The 20,814-nt window shown below is 35.8% G+C and carries 20 protein-coding genes; 1 reads left to right on the top strand and 19 read right to left on the bottom strand.

The features are described from left to right. Window positions 1–25: 25 nt before the first annotated feature. The 15 genes from murD to KHA94_RS02645 all read right to left on the bottom strand — a co-directional run bounded on the left by murD (window position 26) and on the right by KHA94_RS02645 (window position 17,326). Window positions 26–1,378: a UDP-N-acetylmuramoyl-L-alanine--D-glutamate ligase gene (murD, locus tag KHA94_RS02715; RefSeq protein WP_213100604.1), complete on the bottom strand. Its 1,353-nt coding sequence runs from the start codon at window positions 1,376–1,378 to the stop codon at window positions 26–28. Beyond that, on the bottom strand, window positions 1,379–2,353 hold the full coding sequence (mraY, locus tag KHA94_RS02710; RefSeq protein WP_213100603.1) for a phospho-N-acetylmuramoyl-pentapeptide-transferase: 975 nt from the start codon (window positions 2,351–2,353) through the stop codon (window positions 1,379–1,381). Continuing rightward, a complete protein-coding gene (locus tag KHA94_RS02705) occupies window positions 2,350–2,811 on the bottom strand; it encodes a hypothetical protein (RefSeq protein ID WP_213100602.1) in 462 nt (153 codons plus the stop codon). Before KHA94_RS02705 ends, mraY begins: the two co-directional genes overlap by 4 nt. Window position 2,812: 1 nt before the next feature. Continuing rightward, window positions 2,813–4,273 (bottom strand): UDP-N-acetylmuramoyl-L-alanyl-D-glutamate--2,6-diaminopimelate ligase, encoded by a 1,461-nt coding sequence (locus KHA94_RS02700; RefSeq protein ID WP_213100601.1) that lies wholly within the window; start codon window positions 4,271–4,273, stop codon window positions 2,813–2,815. A 198-nt stretch (window positions 4,274–4,471) separates the two neighbouring features. Continuing rightward, window positions 4,472–6,388, bottom strand: coding sequence for a stage V sporulation protein D (locus tag KHA94_RS02695; protein WP_213100600.1), 1,917 nt, complete (start codon window positions 6,386–6,388; stop codon window positions 4,472–4,474). A gap of 189 nt (window positions 6,389–6,577) precedes the next feature. After that, entirely contained in the window at window positions 6,578–8,821 is a 2,244-nt protein-coding gene (locus tag KHA94_RS02690) for a penicillin-binding protein (RefSeq protein ID WP_213100599.1), read from the bottom strand. Further along, window positions 8,821–9,186, bottom strand: a complete 366-nt coding sequence (gene ftsL, locus KHA94_RS02685; RefSeq protein ID WP_213100598.1) for a cell division protein FtsL — start codon at window positions 9,184–9,186, stop codon at window positions 8,821–8,823. Before ftsL ends, KHA94_RS02690 begins: the two co-directional genes overlap by 1 nt. A gap of 41 nt (window positions 9,187–9,227) precedes the next feature. After that, window positions 9,228–10,160 (bottom strand): 16S rRNA (cytosine(1402)-N(4))-methyltransferase RsmH, encoded by a 933-nt coding sequence (gene rsmH / locus KHA94_RS02680; protein WP_213100597.1) that lies wholly within the window; start codon window positions 10,158–10,160, stop codon window positions 9,228–9,230. A gap of 30 nt (window positions 10,161–10,190) precedes the next feature. Further along, window positions 10,191–10,622 (bottom strand): division/cell wall cluster transcriptional repressor MraZ, encoded by a 432-nt coding sequence (gene mraZ, locus KHA94_RS02675; protein WP_213101267.1) that lies wholly within the window; start codon window positions 10,620–10,622, stop codon window positions 10,191–10,193. Between the two features lie 350 nt (window positions 10,623–10,972). Beyond that, window positions 10,973–12,607: a bacillithiol biosynthesis cysteine-adding enzyme BshC gene (gene bshC, locus KHA94_RS02670; protein ID WP_213100596.1), complete on the bottom strand. Its 1,635-nt coding sequence runs from the start codon at window positions 12,605–12,607 to the stop codon at window positions 10,973–10,975. A gap of 154 nt (window positions 12,608–12,761) precedes the next feature. Further along, window positions 12,762–13,157 (bottom strand): DUF3397 domain-containing protein, encoded by a 396-nt coding sequence (locus KHA94_RS02665; RefSeq protein WP_213100595.1) that lies wholly within the window; start codon window positions 13,155–13,157, stop codon window positions 12,762–12,764. A 2-nt stretch (window positions 13,158–13,159) separates the two neighbouring features. Then, window positions 13,160–14,065 (bottom strand): 2-dehydropantoate 2-reductase, encoded by a 906-nt coding sequence (locus KHA94_RS02660; protein ID WP_213100594.1) that lies wholly within the window; start codon window positions 14,063–14,065, stop codon window positions 13,160–13,162. A 138-nt stretch (window positions 14,066–14,203) separates the two neighbouring features. Beyond that, on the bottom strand, window positions 14,204–15,745 hold the full coding sequence (locus KHA94_RS02655; protein WP_213100593.1) for an acyl-CoA carboxylase subunit beta: 1,542 nt from the start codon (window positions 15,743–15,745) through the stop codon (window positions 14,204–14,206). A 12-nt stretch (window positions 15,746–15,757) separates the two neighbouring features. Next, window positions 15,758–15,970: a biotin/lipoyl-containing protein gene (locus KHA94_RS02650; protein ID WP_213100592.1), complete on the bottom strand. Its 213-nt coding sequence runs from the start codon at window positions 15,968–15,970 to the stop codon at window positions 15,758–15,760. 12 nt (window positions 15,971–15,982) lie between these two features. After that, window positions 15,983–17,326, bottom strand: a complete 1,344-nt coding sequence (locus KHA94_RS02645; protein WP_213100591.1) for an acetyl-CoA carboxylase biotin carboxylase subunit — start codon at window positions 17,324–17,326, stop codon at window positions 15,983–15,985. A gap of 323 nt (window positions 17,327–17,649) precedes the next feature. Here KHA94_RS02645 and KHA94_RS02640 point away from each other — a divergent pair, with 323 nt between their 5' ends. Further along, window positions 17,650–18,123, top strand: a complete 474-nt coding sequence (locus tag KHA94_RS02640; RefSeq protein ID WP_213100590.1) for an N-acetyltransferase — start codon at window positions 17,650–17,652, stop codon at window positions 18,121–18,123. 84 nt (window positions 18,124–18,207) lie between these two features. Here KHA94_RS02640 and KHA94_RS02635 read toward each other — a convergent pair whose 3' ends face one another. The 4 genes from KHA94_RS02635 to KHA94_RS02620 form a co-directional block, all read right to left on the bottom strand. Continuing rightward, on the bottom strand, window positions 18,208–18,801 hold the full coding sequence (locus KHA94_RS02635) for an RsfA family transcriptional regulator (RefSeq protein WP_213100589.1): 594 nt from the start codon (window positions 18,799–18,801) through the stop codon (window positions 18,208–18,210). Window positions 18,802–18,902: 101 nt separating this feature from the next. Further along, the gene (locus tag KHA94_RS02630) at window positions 18,903–19,661 is read right to left on the bottom strand and encodes an enoyl-CoA hydratase/isomerase family protein (RefSeq protein ID WP_213100588.1); all 759 of its coding nucleotides are present in this window, start codon (window positions 19,659–19,661) and stop codon (window positions 18,903–18,905) included. A 265-nt stretch (window positions 19,662–19,926) separates the two neighbouring features. Beyond that, complete coding sequence (rpmF, locus tag KHA94_RS02625) at window positions 19,927–20,100, bottom strand: 50S ribosomal protein L32 (protein ID WP_003348855.1); 174 nt, start codon at window positions 20,098–20,100, stop codon at window positions 19,927–19,929. Window positions 20,101–20,237: 137 nt separating this feature from the next. Continuing rightward, entirely contained in the window at window positions 20,238–20,762 is a 525-nt protein-coding gene (locus KHA94_RS02620; RefSeq protein ID WP_213100587.1) for a YceD family protein, read from the bottom strand. Between the last annotated feature and the right edge of the window lie 52 nt (window positions 20,763–20,814).

Below are 20,814 nucleotides of genomic sequence, written 5' to 3'. Positions count from 1 at the left end.
TTTACTGTTTTTCGCGTACAAGCCCTCACTTAAGCATATGCACCGCTTGAATAAAAATGTCTCCCCTTACCTCAAAAGTTTTATATTGATCCCAGCTTGCACAAGCTGGAGATAATAAAATAACGTCACCTTGTTCAGATAACTCATAGGCTACGGGAACAGCTTTTTCCACATTATCGACATGTATAATTGTTTTTATTCCTGCTGCTTTGGCCGCACGTTCTATTTTTTCAGCAGTTTGACCAAAGGTAACAACTGCCTTTACATTTTTCAAATATGGGATTAACTCATCAAATTCATTCCCTCTATCTAAGCCTCCTGCTAAAAGAACAACAGGCTCAGTAAAGGCTGCAAGAGCATTTTGTGTTGCCAGCATATTTGTTGCCTTAGAATCATTATAAAATTTTCTACCATTATGTTCCGTTACAACTTGCAGACGATGCTTCACTCCTTGGAATGAATTAAGCACTTTAAAAATAGCATCGTTATCAACATTTGATAGTTTGGCAGCAGCGATGGCTGCTAAAATATTTTCAAGGTTATGAGTTCCTGGCAATGCAATATTTTTTAAGGCAATTATTTTTTCATTATTGAAATAGATCCATCCTTCATGTGAATAGGCACCTGATGAAAGTTTATTTTTAGCTGAAAAAGGAATAATGTTCGCCTTTGAATTGTTTGCAATTTCCATCACTTCAGACTGCTCTGCATTTACTATTAAAAAATCATTTTCTGTTTGATTTTTTGTAATATTCGCTTTCGCTTTCACGTATTCATATCTTGTTCCATGATAATCTAGATGAGCATCATAAAGATTTGTTAATATTGCAATTCTAGGATTAAATGATTCTATGCCCATTAATTGAAAGGAAGAGAGCTCAATAACGATCGTATTCTCTGTCGTTGCCTCCTGTGCTACTTCCGAAGCAACAATACCAATATTTCCAGCTAGTAACGGTTGCTTTTCCCCTATTTTTAACATTTCAAAAACAAGTGTTGTTGTCGTTGTTTTTCCGTTCGTCCCTGTAATAGCAATTAGTGGGGCTTCCGAAATCCGGTAAGCAAGCTCAACCTCGGTAATAACAGGTATTCCCTTTTCGATAGCCCCTGTAATCATTGGATTATGATATGGGATTCCTGGATTTTTAACAATTAATTCAAACCCTTCCTCAAGAAGCCCTAATGGGTGTTCCCCGCAAATGACTGTTATTCCCTGTTCAAGAAGCCCTTGCGCTTCAAGATTCTCAGATAATGGCTTGTAATCATTGACTGTAACAAATGCTCCAAGCTTATGTAGGAGAGAGGCTGCGGCAACTCCACTTTTTGCTAGTCCTATTACTAATATTTTCTTATGATGATAGTGATTGATCTGTTTCAATTACATCCACACCTCGATATAAATTCCAAGTATTGCACAAAGTAAGCCAACTGCCCAAAAAGTAACAACTACTCTCCATTCTGACCATCCTACTAATTCGTAATGATGATGTAATGGACTCATTTTGAATATTCTTTTTCCCGTCGTTTTAAAGGATATTACTTGTAATATTACCGACAAAGTTTCTATTACAAACACGCCGCCGATAATAATTAAGATAATTTCAAGTTTCGTTAATATAGCAATAGTAGCAATGGCTCCGCCTAAAGCAAGGGAACCAGTGTCTCCCATAAAAACTTTTGCAGGATGTGCATTAAAGACTAAAAATCCAAGTAAAGCGCCCGTCACTGCCACAGAGAAAATCGAGATTTCAAATTGTGATAAATTCCAAGCTAAAACTGCAAAAGCCCCAAAAGCGATCGCAGCAGTCCCAGATAATAAGCCATCCAATCCATCAGTTAGATTGACAGCATTTGAAAATCCTACAAGCCAAAAAATGATGAAGAACACATACATCCAGCCTAAATCATAGGAAAAATCAGTAAAAGGGATATGAATAACGGTTGAAAAATCATTTTGTTGAAATACAAAATAAAAAATAATTGAAATGATTATTTGTCCAACCAGCTTTTGTATAGAAGTAAGTCCGAGATTCCTCTTCATGGCTACCTTAATAAAATCATCAAGAAATCCAAGTAGTCCAAATCCTAACGTCACTAATAAAAGCAGATACGTCTTAACAGTAGGCTCAGAAAACTTACTTGTCATGATTAATGTGGTAATGGTTATGGACAAGAGGATCATTATCCCGCCCATAGTTGGTGTTCCAGATTTCTTTAAATGTGACTTTGGACCTTCTTCCCGAATACTTTGCCCAAACTTCAATCTTCTCAAGAAGGGAATAAAAATGGGAGAAAGTAATACCGTAACTAAGAAACCCATAAGAATTGTGAAAAAGATAACTTTCTCCATCATTTTGCTCCCTCCTTTCCTTGTCGGAGCTGTTCTAATAATTTACTTATTTTGTCTGCTATTTCTGCATTATCATATGTAGTTTTATTTTTATTAAGAAGCAATTCTCTTGAAAAAAGGAAATTAGTCACTTCTTTTCGTTTTATTTCGGTTTGATTTATTTTTTCTATATATAGTTCCATCATGTCCTTTAAGCCTTTCAATATGTCATTTGTAAAAAATATTGGAAAATGATTTGGTGTATATTGCGGAATCTCATCCCCTTCTTTCCATAGGGCAGCAATTGCTCCATTTTCAATGGCGGTTTTCAATTCCCCTGAATTCTCTTCGAAAGGGATAAAGATTCCTTTATACTGTGGTACATTTGAAATCGTTGTGACCGTATGAAAAAAGAGCTCATCATCCTGTATTCCTTTGTTTTTTGGAAACAGATTCGCTAAATCACCATACGTCAAAAACATTTTATCGCTCCTCTATTGCCTCTTTTGCAACTTGACGGTCATCAAAATTAATAACCTGATCTCCAATCAGTTGATAGGTTTCATGGCCTTTTCCAGCAATTAATATAACATCTTCTTCCTGAGCCTCGTGGATTGCAGATCGAATTGCTTCTCTACGGTCAACTATTATCTTAAAATCCTTTCCTATTACCCCTGCTTCCATATCATTTAATATTTGGATAGGGTTTTCACTTCGAGGGTTATCTGAAGTAAATATTGGATTTGAACTATATCTGCAAGCTATTTCAGCCATTAGTGGCCGCTTTGAACGATCTCTATCCCCACCACAGCCTACAATAACGAAAACACGTTTTTTTGCAAACTGCTTAACGGTCAATAGTACATTCTCTAAACTATCAGGAGTATGCGCATAATCAACAATCACTGAAAAATTTTGCCCGGCATCTACTGTCTCGAATCGTCCCGAAACTCCTTTAACTTCTTCAATTGATTTTATTATTTTTTCAATGGGAATATCTGAAACGATTCCAACTCCAATACTAGCAAGTACATTATAAACGCTAAATTTACCAATCAGTTGCATAGATATTTGATGTTTACCAAATGGACTGTGTAATTCAAATGTAGTTCCATACGCAGTCATTTGAATATTTATAGCTTGTAAATCTGCTGATTGATCTATCCCATATGTTAGTACATGTGCTGCTGTCGCTTTAATAAATACATTTGATGCTTGATCATCCATATTGATAATGGCGTATTTCTTACGCTCATGCTGAAATGCACTTCCGAGCTGAGCAAACAAGAGGCATTTAGCATTTCTATACTCATCCATCGTTTTATGATAATCTAAGTGATCTTGTGTAAGATTAGTGAATACAGCAATGTCAAAATCACAGCCATGAATTCTTCCTTCATCAAGGGCATGTGATGAAACCTCCATTACTGTAGTTTTTACACCTTTATCAACCATTTCTTTAAAAATACGCTGTAATGTAAGGGAATCTGGAGTTGTATTTTTTACTTCAGATTTTTCTTCACCAATTTTTGTATACATTGTACCTATTAAGCCTGTTTTTTTTCCAACATCCGAGAAAATTTTTTCAATCAAATGACTTGTTGTTGTTTTTCCATTCGTTCCTGTAATACCAATTAAATAGAGATTCTTACTTGGCTGCTCGAAAAAGGCATCAGCTAGTACAGCCATTGATCGTCGAGTATTTTGTACGACAACGACGGGAACAGGCAGGTCTATATCAATTTCTGATAGAACAGCAGCTGCCCCTTGCTGTACAGCATTGGACACAAAATCATGACCATCAACAGTAAAACCTTTTATACAAATAAATAGACTTCCCGGTTGAACATTGCGACTATCGTTTTCTATTGAAGTGATCATAGGATTTTCACCGCTAAACACCCTATATGGCTGCAAATAAGAAATAAGCGTATGTAATTCCATTTCGTCCATCCCCTCATAAACAAACTTTACATACATACAACCTATAGCAATTTTGAAAAACAGCCAAAACTCATCGCGGTTTTCATTTTACATGAAAACGTGAGTTTTAGCTATTTGTTTTATATATCCGAAAATTTTGGAGAAATTAAAGGCAGCATTTCTTTGTACCGTCTTTTGCTTTACTTTGCCCAATTTTCATTATTCATTATCAAAATAAAGTCTAATGGTTGACCCCTCTTTTAATTTTATTCCAGGTTCTGGAGTTTGTTTAACAACTGTATTTCCTTCCCCACTCGCATCAATTTTTAAATTAATATATAATTCGCCGAGTTCTTTTTTCGTAATTCCGACTAGGTCCGGAACTTCAATCAACGGAACATCCGGCCATTTTAGCTTTTTATCAATTTGACCCTTTCGTGGTTGAATACCCATTGACCGCAGACTATCTTCCATAATTTTCCCTACAATTGGAGCAGCAACTGTTCCTCCAAATTGTAAAGTGCCTTTCGGGTTATCTACGGCAACATAAACAACGAGCTCAGGATCATCTGCTGGTGCAAAACCAATAAATGAAACAATATGGTTGTTTTCAAGATATCTTCCACCTTGAGCTTTTTGAGCGGTCCCTGTTTTTCCTCCCATTCTGTATCCATCGATAAACGCTTTTCCCCCAGTACCCTGGGCAACAACACTTTCAAGAGCATTCCTTATTTGGTCTGACGTTTCTATTGAAATTACTTTCCTTTTCGCGGAAGGTGTTTTTCTCATAACCACTTCACCAGTCCTTGGATCGATCAGCTCCTTAGCTACATAAGGTGTATATAATGTCCCACCATTAATCGCAGCGGATATAGCAGCAACCTGTTGAATCGGGGTAACCGAAACCCCCTGCCCAAAAGCGGTTGTTGCCTGTTCAACAGGTCCTACTCGATCAAGATTAAAAAGTATTCCAGTTCCTTCTCCTTGAAGGTCAATTCCAGTTTTTTCACCAAAACCGAAATCTCTGATGTATTTGAAAAGTGTTTCTTTTCCTAATCTCTCTCCAAGTTCAACAAAGCCAGGGTTACAGGAGTTTTGAACGACCTCAAGAAATGACTGGCTCCCATGTCCGCCCTTTTTCCAGCACCTTAACCGCGCTCCGCCTACCTTGACATAACCAGGATCATGAAAATGATCCTTTTTTAGATCTACCTTACCTTCTTCAAGTGCAGCGGCTAATGTAATAATCTTAAAGGTTGAACCTGGCTCGAAAGTACTCCAAATTGGAAGATTACGATTGTAAATTTCTGGAGCAACCTTTCCAAAGTCTGCAGGGTCAAAAGTCGGTCTGCTTGACATGGCCAATATTTCACCATTATTTGGATTCATTGCAATAGCAATAATTCCATCAGGATTATATTCAGCTTGAGCAATATCTAATTCTCTCTCCATAATGGTCTGAACTTTTGAATCAATCGTCAGCTTTAAATCCATTCCATCAACTGGGGGCTCGTAATCATCAGCCATATCATTCATACGTTCACCTTTAGCATTGGCATAAAACTTTACAGAGCCTTTCTTGCCTTTTAACTCCTTATCGTAATACAATTCAAGCCCCATTAATCCTTGATTATCGATCCCAGCAAATCCAAGAACATGAGATAAATAATTGCCAAAAGGATAATGCCGCTTTGAATCTTCTGCGATATAAACGCCTTTTAAGTTCATCGCTCTTAATTCTTTTGCTTTTTCATGGGAAATTTTTCTGCCTTTTTTCAATGTTACAATACTCTTGATTTGAGTGATTTCTTTTTTTACTTGTTCCTTTGAGGTATTTAATAATGCAGCTAACTTTTCTGCAGTACCATCTGGATCTTTTACTTGTCTTGGAACAACATAAACCGTTGGGGCACTTATGTTAGTAGCTAGTGGAACTCCATTTCTGTCTACAATTTCTCCTCTTTCTGGCTCAAATGGAATATCCCTGCTCCATAACTCCTTTGCTCCATCAGTTAAAGTGTTACCTAAAAAGAATTGAACATATCCAAGTCGAATATCAATTACAAAAAAAATTAATATACCTACGACTAAAGCTACCGTTAACCTTTTTCTCACTGTTACATTTGAAACACGCATATAAGAACGAACCTCCTTAGATTATGGCTCGTTCCAATATATGCTTGTACTTTTTTAATTAGAATGAAAAAGGTTATATGAATATCAGAGCTTTTCACCGATATTTCTAATAATTATGCCTCTTTAAAGATTACTCACTTTTAATTATTGATATGCGATTTATTGTGACATTAATATTATTTGTGCTAATTAATCCTTTACTTCGATCGTCTCTTCTTCTCCTTCCCCTTTTTCCTCTTCTTCATCATTCTTATCATTCTTTTTAGGATGCTCTAGTTCAACAATTAAATATTCTCCCTCTTTAAATTGAGTGCCTGGCTTTAAGTTTTGTTTCACTACATAACCATTTCCAACTGTGTTCAACTGTAAGTTTCCTAGCTCTGCAATTTTCATAACATCACGTCTAGACCATCCAGTCATATCAGGAATTGTTAAATCTCCCTCTGTTCTTAGTATTACTTTTTCTCCATTAATCAGGTCGGAATCTTTAATAGGCATTTGGCTTACAATCGATTTTCCTTTACCTAAAACGATAGGAACTAGGTTTTTGCTGCTAATTTGTTTAATCGCTTCATCAGTTGATTTCCCTGTAACATCCGGGATTTTTGTTGACAGAGATGTGGTTTGCTCTACAGGCTCGATATTCAAATATTGGAGACTACTTTTCATAACTGGGTTAAAAATCTCCGCAACCGGAGTGGAGCCACTAGTGTTATTATCTATTTCAGGCTGTTGAACAGCTACATAAACAATTAACTCAGGATCATCCGCTGGTGCCATACCTAGAAACGAAAACACATAGTTTTGACGGCCAGTTAAGTAACCTCCGCTTGGTTTAGGAATTTGAGCTGTCCCCGTTTTCCCTGCAACTTCATACCCTTCGATTCTATGATAATTAAAGCCGGTTCCTTTAGGTGATGAAACAACTGTCTCTAATATATCTCTAGTTTGTTTTGCTGTATTCGCAGAGATTGGATTACCTACTACCTCTGGTTTTGTTTTCTTTACTACCTTATCGTCCTTATTTGGATCAACAATTTCACTAATGATATGGGGTTTCATCATTTCCCCATCATTGGCTATTGCTGTAGATGCCTGGACTTGCTGTATTGGCGTGATTGCCGTTCCTTGTCCAAAACCAGTCGTTATTTTTTCTAATGGCCAGTCATATACGATTTTACCGCTTGTTTCATTCGGTAGTTCAATTCCTGTTTTCTGATCAAAACCAAATTTAGTTAAATAAGTTCGGTATGTTTCATAGCCCAACTTTTCTTTTACAAGCTTTGCGAAAGCAACATTTGAAGATCGCTGAACTCCTTCTAGGTACGTAATCGTTCCCCAGCCCCGGCCTTCATTCCAATCTCGAATCGGCCTAGACTTCTTATCTACTGCATATTGACCCGATTTAAACGTTTCATCCGGATTAAAGACTCCTTCTTCGATAGCAGCAGCTAATGTAAAAATCTTCATTGTAGATCCAGGCTCAAAAGAATTTTCTATTACTTCATTATGCCAGCCTTTCTCAATTCCTTCTTTTGTTGCCGGATGGAAAGAAGGTCTTTGCCCCATTCCGAGAATATCTCCCGTTTTTGGATCTGCAACGACAGCAACAATCTTCTTTGGCTTGTATTTTTCTTGCACCTTATTCATGGAATCTTCTAGAAAAGTTTGGATTTTTTTATCAAGAGTTAAATAAACATCTTGTCCGTCAACAGCGGGAGTGACGTGCTCCTTACTGTCAGATAATAGATATCCCCAAATATCGCTTTCATACTTAACCTTGCCATTCTTTCCTGTAAGAATATCGTTCAGGCTTTTTTCCAAACCTAGCATACCAACTGTTTCTGTTTTGTTATTTCCAGTTTCCTTCTTTTCTACATAACCGATTACATGGGAAGCAAAAACTCCATTTGGATAAAATCTTTTTGTGTCTTTTATAAACGTGATGCCGGGTAATTTTAATTCCTCTATTTCTCTTTTCTTTTGATTCGGTAAATCGCGGCCTGCTTTACCAAACTCTACTTGAAACGGCTTTTTACCATCTTCATCTACTTTCGTTAAGGTTTTATAAATCTCTGATTCTTCCATATCGATAACTTTTGCAAGCTCTCTTGCGGTTTTATCAGGATCGACTACATGGCGGGGCTTGTCTTTATTTGTAGTCATTTTTTCATCCAAAATGGCTACAAGCTTGTATGAATTCGTATCAGTGGCAATGACTTCACCATTTCGATCGTAAATAGTTCCTCGTTTAGCTTCAATGGTCTTTTCTTTTTCATATTTTTGCTGTGCCTCTGCTGCCAGAACATGTCCTTTAATTTCTCCAGATACTTGAATCGATAAAAATCGGTAAACTAAGGCAAAAAAGAGCAGGCTAAATATTACAAAAAATATCGCTGCTCCTAAATTTATATTCGGCTGTTTTTTTTTCATTAATCCTGCACAACCTTAACATTATTTTCGTTCAACTTTAACCCAAGTTCCTTTGCTTTTTCCCAAATCCGCTCATATGTGCTGAGTTCACTTACTTGCATTTCAAGGTCCCCATTAACTCTCTCTTGTTCTTGAATTGATACTTTTGTATCTTGTATAGCCTTATTCAATCCATATATTTCCGCTTGGTTTGAAACAATGTTAACTGCTCCGAAACATACGATTCCAGCAAAAGCTAATCCTAATAATTTCTCTCCGGGTGAAAGCCATGGATTTCTAGCCTTAGCTTTTTTTGGCGTTTGTACAATTTGTTTTTGCGGTTGATTTCTGTGCTCTTGCTGAAGCTTTCGTGCTAAATTCCCCATTGTATCCCTCCTATAATTTGATCTTTATTAGTGACGGAAACTTATAGCTTTTCAGCGATTCGCAGCTTTGCTGATCTCGCTCTGTTATTTATTTCCAATTCGTTTTCTGATGGGACGATTGGCTTCCTAGTGATTAGTTTAATAACCGGTTTATACTCGTCTGGAATTATTGGTAATCCAGGGGGGAGGTTTGGAGTCTCACTTGCTTTTTTAAAGGCTACCTTACATATTCTATCCTCTAAAGAGTGGAAGGTTATGACACTAATTCTACCACCCGGCTTTAATAAATTGATTGCTTGATGCAAAGACCTTTCAAAAACCCCCAGCTCATCATTTACAGCAATACGAATTGCCTGAAAGACTCTTTTTGCGGGATGCCCACCTTTTCTTCTTGCTGGGGCAGGAATAGCCTCTTTTATTAATTCAACAAGCTGACCAGTCGTTTCAATCGGTGTAATCATTCTCGCAGCTTCAATTTTCCTTGCTATTTGCTTTGAAAATTTCTCTTCACCGTATTTAAAGAATATTTTAACTAAATCAGCGTAGTCCCAATTATTCACAACATCATAAGCAGAAAAACTAGCCTCCATATCCATTCTCATATCGAGAGGAGCATCATGATGGTAACTGAAACCTCGTTCTGCTGTATCTAATTGTGGAGATGAAACACCAAGATCATATAGAACTCCATCTACTTCACTTACTCCCAATTTCTCCAATTCCTCTTCAAGAAATTGAAAATTGCTTTTTATAATAGAAATTCTTTCTCCGTATTCAGAAAGTTTTTCTTTTGCATGCAAAATCGCAGTTTCATCTTGATCAAAGGCATATAACTTACCTTTTTCAGAGAGCTGTGACAGGATAAATTCACTATGCCCTGCACCTCCTAACGTGCAGTCAACGTAAACTCCGTCAGGATGAATATTTAATCCTTCAACTGTTTCTTTTAATAATACTGTTTTATGTTCAAACATGTTGTCCACCTCTTTTTTAAAGAGTTTTTATTAAATATCAAACCCAATCATATTCTCTGCAATTTCGGCAAAAGATTCTTCTGAATCTGAAAAATAATCTTCCCAAAGATTTTTGCTCCATATTTCAATCCGATTGGAAACACCTAATACGACACACTCTTTTTCTAATTTTGCATATGCCATCAGCGGAGAAGTTATATTTATTCTTCCTTGCTTATCGATTTCGCATTCTGTGGCACCTGAAAAGAAAAAACGGGTAAATGCACGGGCATCTTTTTTCGTCAATGGTAAGCCTTTAAGCTTTTCTTCAAGCAACTTCCATTCATTAAGTGGGTAACCAAACAAACATTGATCCAGTCCGCGTGTCAATACAAAATTTTCACCTAAGTCATCACGGAATTTGGCAGGTACAATTAATCGGCCCTTATTATCAACGTTATGATGGTATTCACCCATGAACATGCCCACTAACCCCACTTTCTTACTCCAATGTACCACATTCCCCCACTTTCCTCCACATATTTTTTAATTTCTAGAAATTATTCATAAATCCTTTAGAAAAAATAAAATTTTTCTCATTATTCGTTCGTCTTTTCCCTACAATAATTAGCACCAGATTAAAAGCATCTCTCTTTTTCAACAAAAAAAGACTTCATCCTTGAAGATAAAGTCTCTTTTTGGCTATTAGAAATGTTTAAGATTAATGACACCTAAAGGAAAATCGAAATATCTATTATATATCAACTTTAAAGTTTGCATATAAAACTAAGCATTCGTCAGATATCTTTACGAACGCTTAGTTTTAACAAAGATTATATTCTTATTAACTTGTGCGTACCATCAAAAGTGAATGTATTTTCTAAAAGATCGTCTATAAAATTAAAACCGTATAGATTAATAAAATATAAACCATTTATGATTCTTTCTTGAGGAGATCCTAACGGTCTAAGTGCATTTCCCACTTTATTATATTTATTTATCACAACTTCATTTTTTAAATGTACAGAATCCTCAAGCTTTGATTCCATGAAGTCTAATTGCTTTAATAATAATTTTTCATTCTTTTTTAATAAAGGAATAAGGCCTCTGTCCTCAATCTGTAAATACACTTCCAGCTGCTCATAATTTTTCTGTAACTCTAGCTTTGTGTTATTAAAAATTTTCTCCAAATGCAGAACTTTTAATGATTGAAGGAATTCTTCCTTTTTCTTTTCAATACCAAAGGTTAGCGTTTCTTGTAAATCTAGATCAAGCTCCTTCAAATCTCTTTCAATCGAACGATCAAGAATAGTAATATTTAAGCGAGGAACGATAGGAGGCATCTTTAGGCTAAATAGTTCAAATGCCTTTTTAAGTTCTGCCCAATAAGCAATTTCTCCAGGACCAGCAATAAATGCAAGCGTTGGAAATAGCCATTCCTGCATGATTGGTCTTGTAACAACATTGTTGCTAAGCTTATCTGGGAATTCTCCAGCTAACTCTAACATCTTCTCCATTGAGAATTGAATGAGGCCGTCTTTTCCATAGAATACTTCCTTTGTTTCATCATATTCAAGAAGTATTCTTTCATTATGTTCATTATCGTAATAAAAAAGATTGACCGCGTTATTGCTCATTTCAATCGCAGAAGGGAAATCACTTTTATTTAGTTCAACTTGTTGATCCTTCACAGATTTTGTTATTTCTTTAAAATTATTAATTTGTTTAATAAAAAATTCTCTTTCTAGTGTGCGAAGCTTGTTATCCCCTGAATCAATGATTAAAAGTCCTGATTCTTTAAACAGCTGCATAATAATATGGGCAAAGAAGTCAACAAATGAATTAGATTTTCTGATGGCCGATTCCAAACAATCTAATAATTTCTTAGTATGCTCGGTTTCTCCAAATGATTGGATAATTTCTTCCACCCAAGTTAAGCACTGATCATGATCTAACGAAATGTATGAGACCATCCGTTTGTCACGTACCTTTTCTGGATAAATCTTTTTTTCTAGCTTATGATCTTTATCAACATACACATGATTAACTTCTTGGTAATCATGGTCCTCACCTGCAATCCAAAATACAGGAACTACTGGTGTGTTTAATTCCTGTTCCTTCTGTTTTGCTAGAGCAATGATTGAAATAATTTTATGTATAGAATAAAGTGGTCCTGTTAGGATACCAGCCTGCTGACCACCGATTACGACCGTACTATTTGATTGTCTTAACTTTTTTAGTGAAGCTCGAACTTGATTAGAGGTTGGGAAATTCTCCATATATTGTTCAATATGGTTAGCAAGTTCCGATCTCATAAATGACCGACCCATTAGTTCATTAAGTCGCTTCTCGTATTCTAATTGATCATCATAGCGGTAATGAAAATTCCGCTGAACATCCGCTGTACACGTTAAATATTCTGTAGCAAATCGGTTAGTAGCAGGTAAGGAGAGATTTACAATCTCCATGTAAGACTTCCTTTCTTATCAACAATTTTCATTCGTTTCAATACAGTAAATGCTAAGGATTTTTTTCTTTGAATTCCATCGCTCACTACACAATAGTATATCATCGTCTGTAATGAAATGAAAAAACTTTGCTTTCATTGTTTTTGTTTACTTTTTAAGTCCTTGCAATAAACGAACTAACACTTTGTATTAATCCGATTACTGTTAGCACAATATAAGCTGTAAAAAAAAGAAGAAAATTAAAACGCCAATATCCTTTAAAGACGCGTGAGACATTTATTTCTTGCTTTATTTTCCAATGTATCAGAACAAAGATAATGGCAATGACAAGCATAGAAAGAATTATTACCCATAAAAACGATTGATTCCAAATCGTAACAATTAAATAATGTACCGAAATAACAAACAATAAAGTGCTGACATCTAAAGCCAAATGAACTGACTTTTTGTGTTTTTTTGTCACTTGCTTACTAATAATGAAAACTAATAAATATCCTAATAATGGAATTGTTACAAAAGTCGCGATTATGGAAGAAAAAATAGAACTCAACCTTACCCCTCTTCTCTTTTATACTCCCTTCCTTTTATCAGATGAAAAAAAACTTCTGTAAGAGGAGCATTTTTTTCATTTTCTCTCGATTTTTCAAGAACATAACCAAGAATAGCATCTACTTCAGTTGGACGTTCTTCATCTATATCTTTAAGCATGGATGATCGATTTGCAGATGTTTTTCTACATATATTTTCAATATAGGATAATGCACCCTTTTTATCTTCAATATTTAGAACACAACAAATTTCTTCAAATAACTCTTTAAAAGTATGATAGTAATGCGGATTACTCAAAAGATCACCATTTCTTACATTTAATACTGCTGTTAAAGGATTAATAACCGCATTGACAATCAGTTTCCTCTGCAGCATTTCTATATAATCAGCTTCAAAAGTAAACGGAAACTCATCTAGGAGAGGTTGTATCATTTCTTTTATTACAGATTGTTCTTGTCCTTTAAAATAGGCCAACTTCGTTATACCGTTACCAGTATGTATAACGTGATTTAAATTCACCTTATTCGCACCATGTTCAACAGATCCGATATAAATATTTCTTGCTTTTATTATCTCAAGCCATTTTAAGTGACCCATACCATTTTGTAGAAACAATAAAGTCCCCGTATAGAAAGGAACAACTTTCATCATGGCTGTTAAAACCGATTGCAAATGGTATTGCTTTACAGCAATAATCGTTATATCTTCATCGCCCTTCCAATTAGAAAATTCAGTTGTCTGAAAAGAATCAAACCACTTGCTATCATTCTTCTCAAAAATTAAGCCTTCTGATGATATTTTAATCTTCTGCTCTTTTGTTCGTACATATAAAAAAACCCGATGAAATTTACTAAGATAATGAGCGTACAGTAGGCCAATTGAACCCCCGCCAATAATTGCAATTTTCATAATAGCCTCTTTGAATTAATGTATTTAGTCATATTTTAACAGAAAAATAATTAAAGTTGGTAAGAAAGGAAACAATAAGTAAAAAAAATGAAGGAAATAAGACTCCCTTCCTCGAAATCGAAAAAGGGAGTGATGAATTTAAACTGGGTATACTGGATGTTTACGAACACTAAAGATCAGGTCCTTCGTCTCATATAATTCATATCTCTGAATAAGAACATCTCTTAATTCTTGAGGTGACACGATATCATCAACAATTAGCTCAGATGCCAGTTTGTATATATCAATATGCTCACTGTATTCTCTCTGTTTTTCTTGTACGAATGCGATTTTCTCTTTCGGATCCTCGATTTCATTTATTTTATTCGAATAAACTGCATTTACTGCCGCTTCCGGTCCCATAACAGCGATTTGAGCCGATGGAAGAGCAATACAGCAATCAGGTTCAAATGCCGGACCTGCCATTGCATAAAGTCCAGCACCATAAGCTTTTCTAACGACTACCGAAATTTTTGGAACTGTTGCCGAGCTCATAGCAGCTATCATTTTTGCTCCATGTCGAATAATACCAGCTCTCTCTACCTTTGTACCAATCATAAAGCCAGGAACATCAGCAAGGAACAATAAAGGAATATGGAAAGCATCACATAGCTGAATAAACTTTGCTGCTTTGTCGGCAGAATCCACAAATAATACCCCGCCTTTTACTCTCGGCTGATTTGCAATAATACCTACTGCTCTTCCTCCAATTCTTGCAAGTCCAGTTATTAATTCTGCAGCAAATAGTTTTTTTATTTCAAAGAAGCTGCCTTCATCTATTAATGTATCAATACATTCATACATATCAAATGGGGCATTTTGATTTTTAGGAATGATTTCCTCTAAATCACGACCTTCTCTCGGCTGTGTTACTGCAAGTTTCTTTGGTTTCTCCTTAAAGCTAGCAGGGAAATACGTAAGGTATTTTCTCGCTGTTTCGATTGCTTCCTCTTCACTTAATGCAAGTATATCCCCACACCCACTAACCGTACAATGCATATGGGCTCCGCCCATTTCCTCCAATGTTACTTTTTCACCTATTACCTTTTCCGCCATTCGTGGTGATCCTAAATACATGGATGCATTTTTATCAACCATAATGACAATATCGCAAAAAGCCGGAATATATGCTCCACCAGCAGCAGAAGGACCAAATAACAAACAAATTTGTGGTATCATACCAGAAAGCTTGACTTGATTATAGAAAATCCTTCCAGCCCCTCTTCTATTCGGAAACATTTCAAGCTGATCAGTAATTCTCGCACCAGCAGAATCAACTAAATACAATAATGGCACTTTTAGTTTTTCAGCTGTCTCTTGAATACGAATAATTTTTTCTACTGTTCTTGCTCCCCAAGATCCAGCTTTAACAGTAGAATCATTCGCCATGACACAAACAGTTTCTCCATTTATTTTTCCAATGGCTGTGACAACTCCATCAGCAGGCAAATCTTTCTCCATACAGTTTGCAAATTTACCATCCTCTTCATAATTACCGTTATCAAAAAGGATTTCTAATCTTTTTCTTACAAAAAGTTTATTTTGACTTTGGAGCTTTTCATGATACTTCTGATGTCCGCCAGCTTCAATTTCCCTGCTTTTTTCTTTCAACTTTTCAACTAAAGTATGTGTAGCTGTCATTCCTTCTCCCCCCTATTCAAGTACTACTAGTACGTCGCCTTCATTTACAAAATCCCCAATATTTACTTTAATCCCCATAACTTTACCAGCACCTTGACTTTCCACTGGTATTTCCATTTTCATTGACTCCAACATACAAACCTCTTGTCCAACAGTAACTACATCTCCCGCTTCAACCATTACATTTAAAACTGTTCCTGCCATTGATGATATAATTTCTTTCATTATCTTTTCCTCCTAGTTTTTCGTAAAAGATTTTTGTGTTAAGAAGCTTGTAGAATAATTGCCTTTTTGAAATTCAGGGTCCTTCAAAACTTCATTAAAAAGTAGGGCATTTGTTTTTATTCCTTCTATTTTTAGCTCGTTAAAAAATTTACTAGCCTTCGTGATTGCATCCTCCCTTGTTTCACCGTGTATAATACATTTGGCAATCATTGGGTCATAATAAGGAGTCACAATGGAGCCTGACTCATAACCAGGATCAACACGTACCCCATGAAAGCTATTCCATTCAAACAATTCAATTTTTCCTGGTGAAGGTAGAAAGCTTTTTGGATCTTCTGCATACAATCTAAATTCGATTGAATGACCTGAGCTTCTAATATCTGTTTGAAGCAGTGGCAACTTTTCACCTCGGGCCACAAGAATTTGCCATTTCACAAGGTCAAGACCAGTAATCTGTTCTGTAACTGGATGCTCTACTTGAAGCCTAGTATTCATTTCTAAAAAGTAGAAGTTTTCCTTTTCATCAACAATGAATTCAATCGTTCCTGCATTTTTATAGTTAACAGCTGAAGCTGCTTGAAAAGCTGTCTCAAACATTTTTCTCTTCCCATCCTCTGACAGGAATGGGGAAGGAGATTCTTCAACCACCTTTTGATGTCGTCTTTGTATTGAGCAGTCTCTTTCAAACAAATGAACGATCTGGCCATGATGATCTCCAAAGATTTGAACCTCAACATGTCTAGCGTTTTCGATATATTTCTCAATAAAAACTTCTTCTGAACCAAAATAGGCTTTAGCACGGGCTTTTGTAGATTCATAGGACTTGGCGAGCGCTTGCTCATTTTCACAGCGCACCATACCAATTCCTCCACCTCCACCACTCGCTTTCAGCATTACTGGGTATCCCATCAACTCCGCAAGTCTGCTTGCCTCTTCAAATGTAGATGCACCTTCCTCACTTCCAGGTACTACAGGTACACCAGCAGCCATCATTGTTCTCCTTGAAACAATTTTATCACCCATTAATTCAATTGTTTCAGGATCTGGACCAATAAAGGTGATTCCTGCTTCCTTCACAGCCCTTGCAAAATCTGCATTTTCAGAATTAAAACCATAGCCAGGATGGATGCCATCAACCTCTTCTTTTTTAGCGATTTCCAGAATCACATCTGTTTTTAAATAAGATTTACTTACAGGCGCTTCTCCGATACAAAACGCGTAAGTTGCCTTTTTAACAAAAAGTGAATCCTTATCTGCTTCAGAATATACAGCAACTGTTTCAATTCCCATTTCATGGCATGTATTTATGATCCTTAAAGCAATTTCTCCCCTATTTGCAATTAATATTTTCCGCACGCTCTCTCCCCTTTCTATACTCTTGATGTAAAAGTTGTTCAAAAAATCTTAAACTTCTTAATTGCACTTACATTTTAATATATTTCTACAATCTTCTGTCTTTTTCCTTCTTAATTTGTAAACGCTTCCGAATTTTTTATAACGCACAACACATCATTCAAAAAAAATATCGGTAAAGGACTGATTTTTAATTACATGCAGAATTATTAGTTTTTTTGTTATATAATAAGTTTATAGAAATAACTCACCTACATTTTTTTGTTAGAACAAATATATATTAGGATAGTAACATTATTAAAGATCTCAGCGGAGGAGGAATACAAATGGACTATAAAGTTGAAAAGCTAATTGTAAATTACAAAACACTGGAAGAGTTTAAAAAGTTCAAAGAATACGGTTTACAAGAGCTATCAATGCTCGAAGACCTCGAAGCCAATATAATTGAAAACGATAGTAAATCTCCCTTTTACGGAATTTACTTTGGAGATAAATTAGTTGCAAGAATGAGTCTTTATCAAGTGGAAAAAAATTTTGACAGATATTTCGATCCTTCACAGGATTATTTAGAGTTATGGAAGCTTGAGGTTATTCCTGATTATCAGTATAAAGGCTATGGAAGTGCGCTCGTAGAATTTGCAAAAAGTTTCGGTCTGCCAATAAAGACAAATCCAAGAGTAAAATCAGCTGATTTTTGGATCAAAATGGGCTTTTCCTCCGTTCATTATGATATGGAACGTGACCGGGGGGAAAATCCTCTTGTTTGGATTCCTGAAGGTGTTACGGAACAGTCACATTAGTTCATTAATAAATTTGACATCCCTAAAAGCTTAGAAAAGCGGACAAAAATTTTTGTCCGCTTTCTTTCATTACTCCCCATAGAATTAAACCTTAGCTTGAGTATCGTCATTTCTTAATCCAACCATTTTCCTTGCTCTTTCCATTATTTCTATTAATGCTTTATAATCCTTCTCAATAGCGTTTAATTCTTTTATCAACTTTTCATTTTCTGATGCAAGATAGTACAATTGCTTTTCGAGTTGTTGAATTCGCTTTTCATATGATGTAATATCTTCGCTTTGCAAACCATATTTTTCAGCTCTTTCGTAAAGCACCTTTAAATAGCTGACCAAATCTTCAAATCCCAATATTTTTTTATTTTCATCATTATAAGCCGGAGGAACTTCAAGAGTTAATGATGCGTGATCAGATTCTACATGCTCCTCCGAATTATCCATTTGATGATTATATTTTCTTTCTTTTCGCTGTTTTTTTGCGAGTTCAATGCCTGATTTATATTGTTTTCTTACATAAGAATTCCAGCGAAAACCACAAGCTGCGGCAGTTCTCGAAAGCTTTTTCCCTACCATTTCAAATGCTTGCAGTTGTGTTCCCCCTTCTCTAATATGACGAAGCACCAATTCAGCAAGCAGCAAATCTTCATCATTAGACCAAGCATCCTGACGAGTTGAAGACATCGGAATATCCCTCCTATTGTTTTTTATTTATACATATGCTTATGCTAGAAAAGATAGACTGATATCCTGCTTGAATCTTTACAAAGAATTGCAAATTTCCTTTACTTTATACCTAAAAATTTAGCAACCTGCTTATGATGTGCTTCATCTTCCCATAATTCAGAGCATCTGCGAACTTCTTCCTTAACTCTCTCTTTAAGACCAGCTTTTTCCCATTTATTTATAAACATCATTTTATATGCCTTTAAAACATTTACATCTAAACGAAGCATTTTTTCTAAAAAATGCTTACTGCTTTCCAGTAAATCACCATCGGCAATCATTTGCACAAATCCAAGATCCTCTAATTGTTTAGTATCATATAGTGATGCTTCCATTAACATCTTCATAGCATTTGCTGGCAATAGCTTCTCAGATACAAAAGTTCCTCCTCCCCATCCTGTAGTAATAGCTAAAGTTCCTTGGATAAACCCTGCCTTCACATTCTTTCTTGCAATCCGAAAATCACAAGCAGAAGCTAGCTCACAACCACCACCAACAGCTGTCCCGTTTAGTAGGGCAACCGTTGGCTTTTGCAAATAGAATAGCTTGACTAGTAAATCGGACATTCTATTTAACATCTCAAAGGCTTCATCTTCAGTTCTTAAGCAATGAAAAGCCGATAAATCACCACCTGAACAAAATGCCAGATCTCCTGCACCTGTGATAGCAAACACTTTAACCTTTTTGTTATTTGCCAAATTAAGTGCATGCTCCAAACCATCCATAATTTCATAATTTACCGCATTCCTTTTTTCCGGTCTGTTAATAGTAAACAATAATATTCCATTAGAAAATTCTTCCACTATATACGGTTTCATAACTTCCTCCATTTAATCATTTTTTTCCTCCGCTTTATTCTATCATCTTCATAGTAACAAAAATTAACATAACCCAATAAAGTTATTCTTCCATTAGCGTGGTTTTTCTTTATCCCCAACTTAAACATCCTTTATTATTCTGAGTATTGAAGCAGGGTCTTATTGCCAGTTAATCTGCGATAAACGTCGAGTCAATTCTAAATTAGTGTAAAAAACGATAAAAGCACAAGAACCTATTGTTCTTGTGCTTTTATCAATATGGAATTTAGTTGTTAACAACTTCTTTTCCTTTGTATGTTCCGCAAGCCTTACATACGCGGTGAGCAAGTTTCATTTCACCACAGTTAGGGCATTCTACCATACCCGGAACCTGTAATTTAAAATGGGTACGACGCTTTCTCTTCGCAGTTTTAGAAGTTCTTCTAAAAGGTACAGCCATTCTTCCCACCTCCTTAATGAAAATAAGTGATATTATTCAAAAAGTCTTTACTTCCTTTTTAAACACTCACTACTAAGAAAGTTATGAAGGCCAGAGCATGCTCTAGTTCTTCAATTGCTTCTTTGTTTTTCCTCCAATTATGAATCGGAAGAAGGATCACTTTGATCAAAATAACGAGCAAGTCCGGCAAGACGAGGATCGATGGTATCCTTTTTATCTTGCTCTTGAATGACCTCCCAATCATGTCCAGATTGAGGAGCTCCTTCTTCGCTGCTACCTTCGCAGAACACTTGCATTGGAACCTCGAGTAGCAGGATTTCCTGAATGACCGGCATTAGGTCAATTAGATCACCTTTTACTTGGTGAATTTCCTCTTCTGTTTCGAAATCGAAACTCTTTAAGAGAAATGTTTCAGTAGTTTCTACATTAATTGGAAAATTTACGTCAACTAAAGTACGAGAGCAAGGTAGGGTTAAATGACCAATTATTTTTAAATGAAAGGTCACTTTAGCAGAATCAATATCCGCTCTTCCAGTAATTTTCATCGGTGAAGCATCTCTGATTGTCGAATCAATTGCTTTAATATCCGCAACCTCAACAATTTCATCGATGAGAAATTCCTTGTTTCGATTTTTTTGTAACTGACTTAAAGTCCATTTCATATGAATCACCCCAAGGCAACAAAGGTAATTATAGCTTTCAAATAATTATTTG

The sequence above is a fragment of the Cytobacillus citreus genome, assembly GCF_018343665.1.
Taxonomy (GTDB): Bacteria; Bacillota; Bacilli; order Bacillales; family Cytobacillaceae; genus Cytobacillus; species Cytobacillus citreus.
The sequence above is the reverse complement of the archived record's forward strand: the minus strand, read 5'-3'. Positions and strand labels throughout refer to the sequence as shown.

Bases quoted from the DNA above. Each gene is read 5' to 3' on its own strand.
- mraZ (WP_213101267.1), bottom strand. From the start codon at position 10,622: ATGTTCATGGGTGAATACCATCATAACGTTGATAATAAGGGCCGATTA.
- KHA94_RS02640 (WP_213100590.1), top strand. From the start codon at position 17,650: ATGGACTATAAAGTTGAAAAGCTAATTGTAAATTACAAAACACTGGAA.
- KHA94_RS02705 (WP_213100602.1), bottom strand. From the start codon at position 2,811: ATGTTTTTGACGTATGGTGATTTAGCGAATCTGTTTCCAAAAAACAAA.
- KHA94_RS02620 (WP_213100587.1), bottom strand. From the start codon at position 20,762: ATGAAATGGACTTTAAGTCAGTTACAAAAAAATCGAAACAAGGAATTT.
- KHA94_RS02655 (WP_213100593.1), bottom strand. From the start codon at position 15,745: ATGACAGCTACACATACTTTAGTTGAAAAGTTGAAAGAAAAAAGCAGG.
- KHA94_RS02690 (WP_213100599.1), bottom strand. From the start codon at position 8,821: ATGAAAAAAAAACAGCCGAATATAAATTTAGGAGCAGCGATATTTTTT.
- rpmF (WP_003348855.1), bottom strand. From the start codon at position 20,100: ATGGCTGTACCTTTTAGAAGAACTTCTAAAACTGCGAAGAGAAAGCGT.
- KHA94_RS02630 (WP_213100588.1), bottom strand. From the start codon at position 19,661: ATGAAACCGTATATAGTGGAAGAATTTTCTAATGGAATATTATTGTTT.
- bshC (WP_213100596.1), bottom strand. From the start codon at position 12,607: ATGGAGATTGTAAATCTCTCCTTACCTGCTACTAACCGATTTGCTACA.
- rsmH (WP_213100597.1), bottom strand. From the start codon at position 10,160: ATGTTTGAACATAAAACAGTATTATTAAAAGAAACAGTTGAAGGATTA.
- ftsL (WP_213100598.1), bottom strand. From the start codon at position 9,186: ATGGGGAATTTAGCACGAAAGCTTCAGCAAGAGCACAGAAATCAACCG.
- KHA94_RS02650 (WP_213100592.1), bottom strand. From the start codon at position 15,970: ATGAAAGAAATTATATCATCAATGGCAGGAACAGTTTTAAATGTAATG.
- mraY (WP_213100603.1), bottom strand. From the start codon at position 2,353: ATGATGGAGAAAGTTATCTTTTTCACAATTCTTATGGGTTTCTTAGTT.
- KHA94_RS02700 (WP_213100601.1), bottom strand. From the start codon at position 4,273: ATGGAATTACATACGCTTATTTCTTATTTGCAGCCATATAGGGTGTTT.
- KHA94_RS02635 (WP_213100589.1), bottom strand. From the start codon at position 18,801: ATGTCTTCAACTCGTCAGGATGCTTGGTCTAATGATGAAGATTTGCTG.
- KHA94_RS02660 (WP_213100594.1), bottom strand. From the start codon at position 14,065: ATGAAAATTGCAATTATTGGCGGGGGTTCAATTGGCCTACTGTACGCT.
- KHA94_RS02695 (WP_213100600.1), bottom strand. From the start codon at position 6,388: ATGCGTGTTTCAAATGTAACAGTGAGAAAAAGGTTAACGGTAGCTTTA.